The sequence below is a fragment of the Leifsonia sp. Root112D2 genome (genome assembly GCF_001424905.1).
In the GTDB taxonomy this organism is placed as follows: Bacteria; Actinomycetota; Actinomycetes; order Actinomycetales; family Microbacteriaceae; genus Root112D2.
Genome location: NZ_LMCU01000001.1, coordinates 1,981,062 through 1,994,014, shown reverse-complemented (window position 1 = coordinate 1,994,014; position 12,953 = coordinate 1,981,062). Strand labels below are relative to the sequence as shown.

Genomic DNA, 12,953 nt, shown 5'->3' with positions numbered 1-12,953 from the left:
ACTGGGTCTACTTCTTGGGTGCGTACGAGTAGATGGACGGGATGGCCTGCTGCGCCTGCGGCGTCGTGGCCGTGTTCTTGTCGGTGAACAAGATCTGGTCGGGACGATAGAACGGTGCGAACCAGGCCTGCTGCGTGACGTAGCTGTTCAGATCCTTTGCCGCCTTGGCCGCATCGGCGTCGGAGCCGGTCTGGATCGTGGTCACGAGTGACTCGACCTTGGCATCCGTGGTGTGGAAGGGGTTATACGTCGCATTGGGCGTGATGATCTGGTTGGCAGCCACCCACGGTGAGCCCTGGAACAGCGAGAACCAACTCATCGGCCACTTCCCCTGCACCATGCCGGAGATGAAGTCGGCACCGGCGATGTTCACCCAGTTCACCTTGATGCCGATGTCTGCCAGGTTCTGCGAGATGCCGGCGGTCAGTGCCGGGTCGAAGAAGCCGGAGACGGTCGGCATCGAGACACTGAAGCCCTTGGCATACCCGGCATCGGCCATCAGCGACTTCGCCTTGGCGGGGTCATAGGGATAGCTGTTGTCCAGCGACTTGTCGTAGGCCGTCGTGGTCGGGCCGAAGACCTGGTTGGTCACCGTTCCGAAGCCCTTACCGACCTGGGTAAGCAGCGTCTTCTTATCGATGGCGTAGTTGATCGCCTGGCGCACCTTGACGTCCTTCAACGCCGGCACCATCTTGCCATCACGGTCGAAGATCAGCAGACCCTGCCAGTCGGTGCCGTACTTGTATTCGGTGAAGCCGGCGCTCTTCGCCTGGGCCTCGGTCTTCGCCGTCAGCAGCGCGACATTGACCTGTCCGGAGAGAAGCGCGTTCAGCATTGCTGTCGTGTCGAGAATCGGCTTCACGACGATCTTGTCGTAGACCTGCAGGGACGGATCCCAGTAGTTCTTGCTCTTGACAAACGTGTAGGACGAACCCGCAACGGTGCCGGACTTGTCCAGCGTGTACGGACCACTGCCCACCGGGTCGGTCGCTATCTTGCCGCCGTCGATGGCCTTCGGGCTCGCGATGAAACCATCGGCGTTGCCGAGGTAGTCGAGCATGGCCGGGTCCGCCGCCTTCAGCGTAATGACCACGCTCGTCGGGCTCTTGACGTCCACGCTCTTGATCTGCGCAAGTGTGGATGCGTCTGGGCCGTTACCCGTGCGGAAACGATCGAGATTGACCTTGACGGCGGCGGCATCGAGCTTCGTTCCGTCGCTGAACTTCACGTCATCACGCAGCGTGAGGGTGAGAACGGTCTTGTCGGCGTTGTACTCCCACTTCGTCGCCAGCATCGGCACCAGGGTGCCATCGGGCTTGCGGCGCAGCAGCGAGTCGTAGACCGGCTGGTCGTACTGCAGGTAGTGGCCGATGTGGGCCTGCGCCGGGTCGAACGACTTGACATCGGCGAGAGCGCCGATGGTCAGCGTGCCGCCCTTAGCAGTCGTTCCTGTGCTCGCGGAGCCGCCGCTGCCGCCTGCCGAGCATCCGGTCAGCACAAGTGCCGCCGCCGTGACGATGGCGGCCAGAGCCACCCGTGGACGTAACTTCATTGTTATCTCCTCTTGCTGTTGGTACTGCTGAGAATCGGGATGATCAACACTGATGTGCAATCGGTTGCCACTGACAACAAACTCTTGCCACTCGCTCTTGATTTGGCCACCATAGTCCAGATCGAGAGAAATGGCAACCGGTTGTCATTTTGACAACCACAGTGGGGGTCTACCTGTCGATGTGACGGTTAGCGCGCTGTCGAGAACTCGGCCTCGTGTGGCTCGAGTCGCTGCGGATACGCCTGGTCATAGACATCCTGAATGATGTTCAAGGACTTCTGCGCCTCATGGGGGTCGATCCAGAAGTGCGCCTCGTCGCCGAGCCGGTCGTAGAAATCCCGAATCAGCAGCTCGTGCGACACGCCCCAGTACGCTCGCGCGCCCGGGGCGAGTTCCCGCTCCTTCACCGTCTCGACGCGACCGTCGGCATACGTCACGGTCAATTCGCCGCGCAGGCTGAGCGCGGCCTTCTCCGTGACGATGTCGATGGTGATCGGTGCGTTGACCGAATTGGAGAGGGTGGCGAAGAAGGTACTCGTGGCACCGTTCTCGTGGCGCATCACCATGTCGGCGGTGTCCTCCACCTCGATCGTGTCGCCGAGCAGTCGGGTCGCCACTCCCCCACGAACCTGAATCACGTCACCGACCAGCCACTGCAGCAGGTCAACGGTGTGGATGGCCTGGTTCATGAGCAGCCCGCCGCCACCGGTGGCCCAGCGGCCCCGCCAGGGTCGATCGAGGTAGTAGGAAGCGTCACGATGCCAGAAGACGGTACCGGATGCGCCGAGCACGGCCCCGAGTTCGCCACTCACCAACAGCGCATGCGCAGCCTGCACCGGCGCGTTGTACCGGTTCTGCAGACACACCGCGATGCGCGCCGAACTCGCTTCGGCTGCCGCGACAAGACGCTCCCCGGCCTCGCGCGAGTGTGCCAGCGGCTTCTCGAGAATCACGTTGACACCCGCCTCGAGCGCATCTATCGCGATCTGCGCGTGGGTGTGATGCGGTGTCGTGACGTGCACGACATCGGGACGGATCTCGCGCAGCAGATCCCGGTGGTCGGTGAAGCCGGGCACCCCATGACCGGCCTCGGCGGCTGCCAGCCTGCCGGCATCCGGATCGCAGACGGCGACGAGTTCGACATCGGGCATGGTCGCTATCGCGGCGAAGTGCACGGAAGAGACATCCCCACAGCCAATCACTGCCACACGCGTGCGAGAGGTACTTGCGGTCGACTCGGTCATTTCGTTTCCACTCCGATCTCGGCGAGCAAGCCCGCAAAAGCCCTCGCCGCCTGGCCGAACGCCGTGGGGCCCGAGAAGCCGCCGAGTTCGAAGGCCTCGTCGAGGTGCGGCTCGAGCGAGGCATATCCGTCGTAGCCGTCGTCACGGAGGGCGGTGAGCGTCTCGCGCAACTCGCCGTCGCCCTCGCCGGCCGGCACCACCGCACCCGTGGCCGCCAGCGCATCTTTCACCTGCAGATAGTCGAGATATGGCCGCAGCATCGCGTAGCCGTCGGTGAAGGGGCGAACGCCCACCTGTACGAAGTTCGCGTTGTCCCACGCCAGCCGCAGCGCCGGCGAGCCCACGGACTCGACCAGGTCGAGCACGCGCTCGGGGGTGTCGCCGTAGATGGCCTTCTCGTTCTCGTGCAGCAGCACGACGCGCTCCTTCTCCGCCTCGTCGGCGAGCAGACGCATGCGTGTCATCACCCCGTCGCGAATGCTCTCGACGGCGACACCCTCGCCACGGAAGAAGGAGAAGACCCGGATGTTCGGGGTCTCGAGCGCGTGCGCGACGCGGATCACTCGGCGCAGGCGGGCGATCTCGAGGTCGGCTGCGAGAGCCACGTCCACCTTGCCAATAGGAGAGGCGACCGCGGAGACTGTCATCTCCTGCTGCTTCAGAAGTGCGGCGAGCTCGGCCAGCCGATCGTCGTCCAGATCGACGACGTTGATTCCCCAGGCGCTGCGCACCTCGATATGCCGGGCACCGAGCGCCTTCAAAACGGCGATCTGGATGCGCGGATCGGTATCGATCTCGTCGCCGAAGCCCGAGAGCGTCCAGGTGGACCCATTATTCTGTGTCGTTGCCTGCTGTGTCACTGCGGGGCCTCCTGAGGCGTGTTCGCTTCGTCGAGAACCCCACGGGCGAGAATGGCGGGGCCCGGTCTTCACTATAGGCGCGGCCTCCGCCATTTGGCAACCGGTTGACAAACGGGGTGGGCCGCGCTCAAATAAGAGGAAACGAATCCCACACAAGGAAGTGACCCCATGGTCGACCTGACCGCACAACCCTTCTCCCTCGACGACGCCGCCGTTACCTGGGTGCACGACACCATCGCTTCCCTGAGCATCGAAGAGAAGATCGGCCAGCTTTTCGTCAATCTCAATACCTCCTTCGAGCCGCAGTACCTCGACCGTATCCTCGACACCTTTCACGTCGGAGCGATGCGCTACATGGGTGCGCCTTCTGCGAAGGTGCAGGAGCACATCCGTTACGCGCAGTCGAAGTCCAAGGTGCCGCTGCTCATCGCATCCAACCCCGAGATGGGCGGATTCGGCAGCGCCGACGACGGCACCCTCGTCGCCACGCATCTGCAGGCCGGTTCGAATCCGGATGTCTCCATCGCGCGCGATATGGGCAGGGTCGCCGGCGTCGAGACGGCCGCGATGGGCTGCAACTGGGCCTTCGCGCCCATCGTGGACATCCACTACAACTGGCGCAACACGGTGATCGGCACGCGTTCGTTCGGCAACACGCCCGAGGTCGTGATCGAGCGGGCCAAGCAGTACTTCGACGGCATCAGCGAGTCGAACACCGTCTGCGCCATCAAGCACTTTCCCGGCGACGGCGTCGACGAGCGCGACCAGCACGTGGTCACGACGTGGAACACCTTCGACTACGAGACATGGAACGCGACGTACGGGCGGGTCTACCGAGAGATGTTCGCCCACGGTGTGCAGTCGGTGATGATCGGCCACATCGGTGCCCCCGAACTCTCACGCCACTTGCGCCCCGGCATCGCGGATGCCGAACTCAAGCCGGCGACGCTCGCCCCCGAACTGCTGCAGGATCTGCTGCGCGGCGAACTCGGCTTCAACGGCCTGGTCGTCACCGACGCCTCGATGATGATCGGCATGACCTCGGCCATGAAGCGCAGCGAGCTTGTTCCCGCCTCGATCGCCGCGGGCTGCGACATGTTCCTCTTCTTCCGCGATGCGGCCGAAGACTTCGGTTACATGCTCGACGGCTATCGCAACGGCGTCATCACCGAGCAGCGCCTGCACGAGGCGCTGGAGCGAATCCTGGGCCTGAAGGCCTCGCTCGGCCTGCACGTGACGCCCCGCGACCAGCTCGTTCCGCCGGTGGAGGCGCTGGCCGTCGTGGGCAGCGCGGAACACCATGCGGTGGCGGCATCCGTCGCAGACAAGACGGTGACGCTCGTCAAGGACACGCAGGGCAACCTGCCGCTGAATCCGGCCACACACCGGCGCATCCGGCTGTACGGCGTCTCCGGATCGGCCGACTTCACGGGCGTCGACCCGAACGGCTACCTGGCCATTGCACGGGAAGAACTCGAGTCGGCAGGTTTCGAGGTGCACGTGTTCAAGAACGCGCAGCAGCGCATCGCTGAGGGTGAAGAGGGCGTGTACTTTCACACCGTGATGGCGGATGAGGCGAACGCCGCATACCCCGAGAAATACGACGCTGCCATCGTGTTCGCGAATGTTGCAGGCTTCGCGCAGGAGGCGAGCGTGCGCATCCGCTGGTCGACGCCGATGGCCGCAGAGATTCCCTGGTACGTCACCGAGGTGCCGACCGTGTTCGTCTCGCTCAACCAGCCGAACCACCTGATCGACGTGCCCATGGTGAAGACCATGGTGCACGCACACAACCCGAGCCGCGAGGCGATTCACGCCGCCGTGCAGAAGATCATCGGGGCATCCGAGTTTCAGGGCACGTTCAACGACAACGTCTGGTGCGACACCTTCGGCACTCGCCTGTAGCGGATGCCCACGGCCGCCCGCCCGATCTGCTGCCGCCGGCCCGATCTACTGCTGGCCCGCTGCGCATAACTCATGCAGAATGGTGCGCGCAGTCGTGCAGATCCCCGTGAATCCGGGGGTTTCCGGCGATGCACCGCGCGTTCTGCATGAGTTATGCGCAGGGAAGAGGTGCGAGAAAAAGGGAAGGGCCGGCTAGAAGAGGTCGGCGAAGCCGAGCGCGACCAGGTTGTCGTACGAGGTCTGCAGGCACTCGAGCGGGGTGCGACCGTACTGGTCGTCCTGCTCGACGAGCAGGTACTTCGCCCCGATCTCCTGGCTGACCGGAATGATCGACGCGAAGTCGAGGTTGCCCTCGCCCACCTCGGCGAACTGCACGACTCCCGTGAACGCGCCCATGAAGCCCTTGAAATCGCCGCTGGCAAGCAGGCCGAAGGCCTCGGGCGGGATCTGTCCGATGCGGTAGTCCTTGAGGTGCACCATGGCCACGCGCTCGCCATATTTGCGCAGCGTGGCCACGGGGTCGAGCCCGCCGCGCTGCACCCAGTGCACGTCGACCTCGAGCCCCATCAGCGGCGCGCGCTCGGCGATGATGTCGAGCAGGTACTTACCGTCGTACTTTGCGAACTCGATGTGGTGATTGTGGTAGTACAAGCCGATACCCTGCTCGGCAAGCCGGCCGGCCATCTCGTTGCTGCGATCGCAGAAGTCGAGCACCTTGTCGAGGCTCGCCATCGCGTCGAAGGGCAACATGCCCATTCTGATCATGGATGCGTCGAGCACCTTCGCGTCGGCGACGATTTTGTCGAAGTCCGTCGTGAGCGACTCCCCCGGCATGCCCGCCGGAGTGGTGAGAGACGCCGAGAGCGAGGCGATGTCCATGCCGAGCTCGGTGCGTGCCCGGTCGAGCTCCGCCACGTTTTCGGGCGTCATCGGTATCTGCGAGATCTCGACAGCGTGGTATCCGATCTCGCTCACCTGCTGCAGTGTCTCGAACGGGCCGACCTCTGCGAAGTTGTCTTTGAGCATCATCGCCTGAACGCCGATCGTGGCCATGTGGTTCCTCCCTTGGATACCGAGTAAAGTATGGCAAGCGGTTGCCAATCACCAATGATACGCCCTCGGGGCGTTCTGCGCAGCACCTCTGATGCCACAGAAACGCGGTTGACGGATGCTGCGCTGCAGACCCACCCCCGGCAAACGCTACGCTGGACTCAGGCTTTTTTCCCCCGCATCGGCGATGCGATCCCCCGTCTCGCCAGCCCTTCGAAGGAGCATTTCGTGTCAGAACACTCTGCAAACATCGGTGTCGTCGGCCTGGCGGTGATGGGATCCAATCTCGCCCGCAACCTCGCCAGCCGCGAAGGCAACACGGTGGCGGTGTACAACCGCACCTACGCTCGCACCGAGGAGCTGATCACGGAGCACCCGGAGGCCGGCTTCATCGCATCCGAGACCATCGATGACTTTGTGGCGTCGCTGGCCAAGCCGCGCACGGCCATCATCATGGTGCAGGCCGGCAAGGGCACGGATGCCGTGATCGATCAGCTCGCCGAGCGCTTCGAGCCGGGCGACATCATCGTCGACGGTGGAAACGCACTGTTCACCGACACGATCCGCCGCGAGAAGGCGATCAGCGCCAGCGGCATCCACTTCGTCGGTGCAGGCATCTCGGGCGGCGAAGAGGGCGCGCTCAAGGGCCCGAGCATCATGCCCGGCGGATCCGTCGAGTCCTACAAGACGCTCGGCCCGATCCTGGCCTCGATCGCCGCCGTCGCGGAGGGCGAGCCGTGCGTCACGCACGTGGGCACGGATGGCGCCGGCCACTTCGTGAAGATGGTGCACAACGGCATCGAATACGCCGACATGCAGCTGATCGCCGAGGCCTATGACCTGTTGCGCGGCGTCGGCGGGCTCGAGCCGAAGCAGATCGCTGATGTCTTCACCGAGTGGAACAAGGGCTACCTCGAGTCGTATCTCATCGAGATCACCGCCGAGGTTCTGGCCCAGGTGGACGCCGAAACGGGCAAGCCGTTCGTCGACATCGTGCTCGACGAGGCCGGCTCCAAGGGAACCGGTGTGTGGACCGTGCAGAACGCGCTCGACCTCGGTGTGCCCGTCGGCGGCATCGCCGAGGCGGTCTTCGCCCGCGCCGTCTCCTCCAAGCCCGCCCAGCGTGCCGCCGTGCAGCAGGTGGTCACGAGCCGGCCCGACGCGCAAACCGTGGACTCGAACTTCGCCGACGACGTCTCCAAGGCGCTGTACGCATCCAAGGTCGTCGCATACGCGCAGGGCTTCGACGCCATCATCGCCGGCGCCGAGAAGTACGGCTGGAACATCAACAAGGGCAACATCGCCAAGATCTGGCGCGGCGGCTGCATCATCCGCGCCCAGTTCCTGAACCGCATCGTGGATGCCTACGCCGAGAACGCGAACATCGCCACCCTGCTCGAGGCACCCTATTTTGCAAACGCCGTGGCCGAGGGCGAGGCGGCCTGGCGCCGCGTCGTGGCCACCGCGGCGCTCTCGGGTGTTCCGGTTCCCGGTTTCAGCTCGGCGCTCAGCTACTACGACTCGCTCGCGCAGAAGCGCCTGCCCGCGGCCCTCGTGCAGGGCCAGCGGGACTTCTTCGGTGCGCACACCTACAAGCGCGTCGACAAGGAGGGCGTCTTCCACACCCTCTGGTCGGGCGACCGCTCGGAGATCGCGACCGAGAGCTCGACGCACTGATCCACCGCACGAGAACGGGTGAGGACGTCACCGATGCATGATGAGCACGCGGGCCACACCGGCCACCACGACCACGCTGACGAGCACGATTGCTGTGCCCCGTCACGCCCCGAAACATCGGTATCGGAATCCACCGCGGTGCCATCCGTTCTCGGTGCGACGCACGCAACAGCGACTCCACGCGACGAGGTCGTGCTGCCCGGCGGCACCTTCTCGATGGGCGACCCCTTCGACGAGGGCTATGCCTCCGACGGAGAGGTTCCGGTGCACGCCGTCGAGCTCGCACCCTTCTCGATCGACGCCACCTGTGTGACGGTCGAGCAGTTCGCGGCGTTCGTGGATGCCACCGCCTACGTCACCGAGGCGGAGCGCTTCGGCAACTCCGCCGTGTTCCATCTGGCCGTGCGGGCCGAGCCCAGCGAGGTGATAGGAACCTTCGGCGGCACCCCGTGGTGGCTTGCGGTGCAGGGTGCCGACTGGCGGCATCCGTTCGGTTCGCTCTCGAGCGTCGACGAGGCATCCGATCACCCCGTCGTGCACGTCAGCCACAATGACGCCCTGGCGTATTGCGCCTGGGCCGGGCGTGCGCTGCCGACCGAGGCCCAGTGGGAGTTCGCCGCGCGGGGCGGGCACGTCGGCCGGCGTTTTCCGTGGGGAGACGAACTCGAACAGGGCCGTACCCACCACGCCAACGTCTGGCAGGGGGACTTTCCCCGCGTCAACACCGCGGAGGACGGATGGCTCGCCACGGCCCCCGTGCGCAGCTTCGCGCCCAACGATTACGGGCTCTACGAGACCAGCGGCAACGTGTGGGAGTGGTGCAGCGACTGGTTCGCTGTTGACTATTACTCCACGTCCCCGCGACAGGCGCCCAGGGGACCCGAAACGGGCAGCAACCGGGTGACCCGCGGCGGCTCCTACCTCTGCCATCATTCGTACTGCAGCCGGTACCGTCTCTCGGCCCGCAGTTCGAACACCCCGGATTCATCCAGCGGAAACACGGGATTCCGCACCGTCAGCCCGGAGGCCCATTGATGCGCGAACCGAAGTGGCGACAGAACGGCGACGACCCCGATTACCGGTTCTCGCTGGCCAACGAGCGCACCTTTTTGGCCTGGGTGCGCACGGCCCTTGCGCTGCTGGCCGGCGGGGTGCTGCTGGAACAGTTCTCGACGCACATCGGTCCACACGTGCTCGTAGTGGTGCTGGCGATCGTGCTCGCCGTGCTCTCCGCTGCGCTGAGTGTCATCGCCTATCTGCGCTGGCGCGCCAACGAGATAGCGATGCGGCACAGCCACAAGCTGCCGCACACCGTCGCCATCCCGCTTCTGGCCGGCATCGGACTCGGCGTCGCAGCGGTGATAGCCGTGCTGCTGGTTCTGCCGTGAGCGAGGCCACGCCGGGCGTGGCATCCGCCGGTCGCGACCCCGGTCTGCAGGGCGAGCGCACGGCGCTGTCGTGGAATCGCACCGGGCTCGCGCTCGGAGTGAATGCACTGCTCGCGCTGCGCACGGGCTGGGTCGACGGGCATATCGAGCTCACCGTGATAGGGGTGCTGCTGTTGCTCACCGCCGCGGCCGCCGTGGTCTACGGCAACCGACGCGGCCGCGCGCTCTCCGGGCATGACGGCCATCATGTGCCGCCAGCGGCCCCGAGTGGGGCGGTGGCGCTCGTCGCGCTGGCTACGCTGCTCGCGTGCGCTGCGGGCGTGACATCCGTGCTCGTCATCCGGTAGCGCAACACCGCATCAGCGGCGCCCGCGTCGTACGCTGGCACTATGGACGACCCCGTGGAGCACGAGGAGCCGGAGCTGCTCGGCTATGAGCCGATGGAGCAGCGGCCGCTGTACAGCCGCCGGCGTCGGCAGGCCATGCGCGTGCTGGTGCTCGTGGCCGTGGCTGCACTGGTGGTGCCCGGCATTCTCAGCACCGTCTCCCTCGCGGCAAACACAGCGCAGCAGACATGCGCCGTGTACGTCGCGCGCTACCAGCCGAACGCCGTGGGAGCATCCGTGCACTTCGACCTGTTCGGGCCGCGCGGCCCGGGCTGGGACTGCTACACGCTCGACACGGCACAGAATGAGACGTTCCTGGTGTTGCTCGGGCTGATTCCGAGCGCGCCGCTGCCGCCGGCGGAGTTGACTGGCAGCTGAGCGGGCGCGGGCGCTTCGGCAGGCTCAGCGACCGGGGTGAAGGAAGGCTTAGGCGGCGCCGTCGAACATGCTCGTGACCGAGTCGTCTTCGAAGACGGCCTTGATCGCGCGAGCGAGCAGGGGCGCGATGGGCAGCACGGTGAGCTTGTCGAAGATCTTCTCGGGGGGCAGAGGAAGGGTGTCTGTCACGACCACGGAATCGACGGCATCCGAACTCAGCAGCTCGACGGCCGGGTCGCTGAAGACGGCGTGCGTTGCGGCGATGACGACGCCGACGGCGCCGGCCGCCTTGAGCGCCTCCGCCGCGTGCACGATGGTGCGACCCGTGTCGATGAGGTCGTCGACCACCAGGCAGACCCGACCCTTCACATCGCCGACGATCTCGTGCACCGTCACCTTGTTGGGCACGAGCGGGTCGCGGCGCTTGTGGATGATGGCCAGCGGCGCCCCGAGCTTGTCGCTCCACATATCGGCAACGCGTACGCGGCCCATGTCGGGAGAGACGACGGTGAGGGTGGAGGCATCCAGCTGGTTGCGGAAGTGCTCCAGCAGCACGGGCATCGCGAAGAGGTGATCAACGGGGCCATCGAAGAAGCCCTGAATCTGCGCGGCGTGCAGGTCGACAGACATGATGCGGTCGGCACCCGCGACCTTGAACAGGTCGGCGACGAGACGGGCCGAGATCGGCTCGCGGCCACGACCCTTCTTGTCTTGCCGGGCATACGGATAGAACGGGGCGACGACGGTGATGCGCTTCGCCGAGGCGCGCTTGAGCGCATCCACCATGATGAGCTGCTCCATGAGCCACTCATTGATGGGCTGCGTGTGCGACTGGATGACGAAGGCATCCGAACCACGCACGCTCTCGTCGAAGCGCGCGTAGATCTCACCGTTGGCGAAGGTGCGTGAGTCGGTGGGCACGAGCTCGCTACCCAGTTCATCGGCGATCTGCTCGGCGAGAGCGGGATGCGCCCTGCCGGAGATCAAGACCAGACGTTTCTGACCGTTCGCCTTGATGCCGGACATCTACTCTCCGCTCTCCGCCGCGGCCTTCGCCGCGTCAGTGCCGGGACGGTTTGTGGCCACCCAGCCCTCGATGTTGCGTTGTGGTGCCACATTGATCGCAAGCGAACCTGCCGGCACATCTTTGCGCACGACCGTCCCCGCTCCTGTGTAAGCTCCGTCACCAATTCTAATGGGGGCGACAAACACGTTGTGCGACCCGCTTCGAACATGCGAGCCGATCACCGAGCTGTGCTTGTTCACTCCGTCGTAGTTGGCGAAGATGGTGCCAGCGCCCACATTCGAGCCGACGCCCACCGTGGCATCTCCCACGTAACTCAGGTGCGGCACCTTGCTGCCCTCGCCGATCTTCGCGTTCTTCGTCTCGACGAAGGTGCCGATCTTGCCGTCCACGCCGAGTTCCGTTCCCGGTCGCAGAAAGGCGAAAGGACCGACGGATGCGCCGGCGCCGATCACGGCGAGCGTCGCGTCTGTGCGCTTCACGGTCGCCCCCTCCCCCACCTCGCAGTGCACGAGGGTGGTGTCGGGGCCGACACTCGCTCCTCGGGCGATGGCGGTCGCGCCCAGAATCTGCGTTCCCGGCAGCACGGTGACGTCTTCGGCGAGGGTGGCCTTGAGGTCGATCCAAGTGGTGGCGGGGTCTTGCACGGTCACGCCGTTCAGCTGCCAGCCCCGCACGATCAGGGCGTTGAGCCGGGCCGCGGCCTCGCTGAGCTGCGCGCGATCGTTGATGCCCTCGACGAGCCAGGACTGGGCGACGGAGAGGGCGGCAACCTCGCTGCCGGCCGCGCGAAGCAGGCCGATGATGTCCGTCAGGTATTTCTCGCCCTGGGCGTTATCCGTCGTAAGGTGAGCCAGCTGATCGCGCAGTGCGGAGAGGCCGAAGAGGTACACACCGGCGTTGATTTCCGAGACCGCACGCTCGGCATCCGTGGCGTCCTTGTGTTCGACGATGCGGTCGAGCGAGCCATCCTCGGTGCGGATGATGCGGCCGTAGCCCGTCGCATCGGCGGGGAACGTCGAAAGGATTGTGGCCGCAGCCGCGCCCGCACGGTGCGCATCGATGAGGTTCGACAGCGTGGCAGCATTCAGCAGCGGAACGTCGCCGTTGACCACGAGAACATCCCCGTCGAAACCGGCCGGAAGCGCCGCAACAGCCAGTTCGACCGCGCGACCGGTGCCGGGAATCTCATCCTGATCGACCACGACGCTCGCGGGAAGCTCCGCGGAGATCACCTCGACCAGACGATCGCGTTCGTGACGCACCACGGTGATGACCTGCGCGGCATCCAGCTCTCGAGCCGTTGCCAGCACGTGGCTGATGATGGGAACGCCCGCGAGCTCGTGCAGCAGCTTGGGTGTCGCCGACTTCATGCGCGTTCCCTGGCCTGCGGCGAGAATGACGATGGCAAGTGAGTTGTCGGTCATGTGCTTCTGTTCCGTTTCGTATCCCATTGCGTCCTTTTCCGCATGGGGACGAACCTCTCAAG

At 65.3% G+C, this 12,953-nt stretch carries 12 protein-coding genes; 6 read left to right on the top strand and 6 right to left on the bottom strand.

The features are described 5' to 3' along the window. Positions 1–7: 7 nt before the first annotated feature. The 3 genes from ASC63_RS09270 to ASC63_RS09260 form a co-directional block, all read right to left on the bottom strand. Positions 8–1,552, bottom strand: a complete 1,545-nt coding sequence (locus ASC63_RS09270; RefSeq protein WP_082487446.1) for an ABC transporter substrate-binding protein — start codon at positions 1,550–1,552, stop codon at positions 8–10. A 188-nt stretch (positions 1,553–1,740) separates the two neighbouring features. Further along, positions 1,741–2,796 (bottom strand): Gfo/Idh/MocA family protein, encoded by a 1,056-nt coding sequence (locus ASC63_RS09265; RefSeq protein WP_055812294.1) that lies wholly within the window; start codon positions 2,794–2,796, stop codon positions 1,741–1,743. Then, positions 2,793–3,656 carry a sugar phosphate isomerase/epimerase family protein gene (locus tag ASC63_RS09260; RefSeq protein ID WP_055812291.1) on the bottom strand — a complete coding sequence of 288 codons (864 nt, stop codon included), beginning with the start codon at positions 3,654–3,656 and terminating at the stop codon, positions 2,793–2,795. Before ASC63_RS09260 ends, ASC63_RS09265 begins: the two co-directional genes overlap by 4 nt. A gap of 168 nt (positions 3,657–3,824) precedes the next feature. On the opposite strand from ASC63_RS09260, the gene ASC63_RS09255 reads away from it, so the two are divergent. Next, positions 3,825–5,561: a glycoside hydrolase family 3 protein gene (locus tag ASC63_RS09255; protein ID WP_055812289.1), complete on the top strand. Its 1,737-nt coding sequence runs from the start codon at positions 3,825–3,827 to the stop codon at positions 5,559–5,561. Positions 5,562–5,753: 192 nt separating this feature from the next. Here ASC63_RS09255 and ASC63_RS09250 read toward each other — a convergent pair whose 3' ends face one another. Then, the gene (locus tag ASC63_RS09250) at positions 5,754–6,614 is read right to left on the bottom strand and encodes a sugar phosphate isomerase/epimerase family protein (protein WP_235492049.1); all 861 of its coding nucleotides are present in this window, start codon (positions 6,612–6,614) and stop codon (positions 5,754–5,756) included. A 225-nt stretch (positions 6,615–6,839) separates the two neighbouring features. Here ASC63_RS09250 and gndA point away from each other — a divergent pair, with 225 nt between their 5' ends. From gndA to ASC63_RS09225, 5 genes are read left to right on the top strand one after another with little or no spacing between them, the layout of a single operon-like run. Beyond that, positions 6,840–8,288: an NADP-dependent phosphogluconate dehydrogenase gene (gene gndA, locus ASC63_RS09245; RefSeq protein WP_157487645.1), complete on the top strand. Its 1,449-nt coding sequence runs from the start codon at positions 6,840–6,842 to the stop codon at positions 8,286–8,288. A gap of 33 nt (positions 8,289–8,321) precedes the next feature. Further along, positions 8,322–9,323: a formylglycine-generating enzyme family protein gene (locus tag ASC63_RS09240; RefSeq protein WP_055812288.1), complete on the top strand. Its 1,002-nt coding sequence runs from the start codon at positions 8,322–8,324 to the stop codon at positions 9,321–9,323. Continuing rightward, on the top strand, positions 9,323–9,676 hold the full coding sequence (locus ASC63_RS09235) for a YidH family protein (protein WP_055812286.1): 354 nt from the start codon (positions 9,323–9,325) through the stop codon (positions 9,674–9,676). The genes ASC63_RS09240 and ASC63_RS09235 overlap by 1 nt, the downstream gene beginning before the upstream one ends. Next, the gene (locus ASC63_RS09230; RefSeq protein WP_055812282.1) at positions 9,673–10,023 is read left to right on the top strand and encodes a DUF202 domain-containing protein; all 351 of its coding nucleotides are present in this window, start codon (positions 9,673–9,675) and stop codon (positions 10,021–10,023) included. The genes ASC63_RS09235 and ASC63_RS09230 overlap by 4 nt, the downstream gene beginning before the upstream one ends. 42 nt (positions 10,024–10,065) lie before the next feature. Next, on the top strand, positions 10,066–10,440 hold the full coding sequence (locus tag ASC63_RS09225) for a hypothetical protein (protein WP_055812279.1): 375 nt from the start codon (positions 10,066–10,068) through the stop codon (positions 10,438–10,440). Positions 10,441–10,488: 48 nt separating this feature from the next. On the opposite strand, the gene ASC63_RS09220 is transcribed toward ASC63_RS09225, so the two are convergent. Next, positions 10,489–11,466: a ribose-phosphate diphosphokinase gene (locus ASC63_RS09220; protein ID WP_055812276.1), complete on the bottom strand. Its 978-nt coding sequence runs from the start codon at positions 11,464–11,466 to the stop codon at positions 10,489–10,491. Continuing rightward, the gene (gene glmU, locus ASC63_RS09215) at positions 11,467–12,891 is read right to left on the bottom strand and encodes a bifunctional UDP-N-acetylglucosamine diphosphorylase/glucosamine-1-phosphate N-acetyltransferase GlmU (protein ID WP_055815234.1); all 1,425 of its coding nucleotides are present in this window, start codon (positions 12,889–12,891) and stop codon (positions 11,467–11,469) included. Positions 12,892–12,953 lie beyond the last annotated feature (62 nt).

Bases quoted from the DNA above. Each gene is read 5' to 3' on its own strand.
- ASC63_RS09240 (WP_055812288.1), top strand. From the start codon at position 8,322: ATGCATGATGAGCACGCGGGCCACACCGGCCACCACGACCACGCTGAC.
- ASC63_RS09225 (WP_055812279.1), top strand. From the start codon at position 10,066: ATGGACGACCCCGTGGAGCACGAGGAGCCGGAGCTGCTCGGCTATGAG.
- ASC63_RS09270 (WP_082487446.1), bottom strand. From the start codon at position 1,552: ATGAAGTTACGTCCACGGGTGGCTCTGGCCGCCATCGTCACGGCGGCG.
- glmU (WP_055815234.1), bottom strand. From the start codon at position 12,891: ATGACCGACAACTCACTTGCCATCGTCATTCTCGCCGCAGGCCAGGGA.
- ASC63_RS09265 (WP_055812294.1), bottom strand. From the start codon at position 2,796: ATGACCGAGTCGACCGCAAGTACCTCTCGCACGCGTGTGGCAGTGATT.
- ASC63_RS09235 (WP_055812286.1), top strand. From the start codon at position 9,323: ATGCGCGAACCGAAGTGGCGACAGAACGGCGACGACCCCGATTACCGG.
- ASC63_RS09220 (WP_055812276.1), bottom strand. From the start codon at position 11,466: ATGTCCGGCATCAAGGCGAACGGTCAGAAACGTCTGGTCTTGATCTCC.
- ASC63_RS09255 (WP_055812289.1), top strand. From the start codon at position 3,825: ATGGTCGACCTGACCGCACAACCCTTCTCCCTCGACGACGCCGCCGTT.
- ASC63_RS09250 (WP_235492049.1), bottom strand. From the start codon at position 6,614: ATGGCCACGATCGGCGTTCAGGCGATGATGCTCAAAGACAACTTCGCA.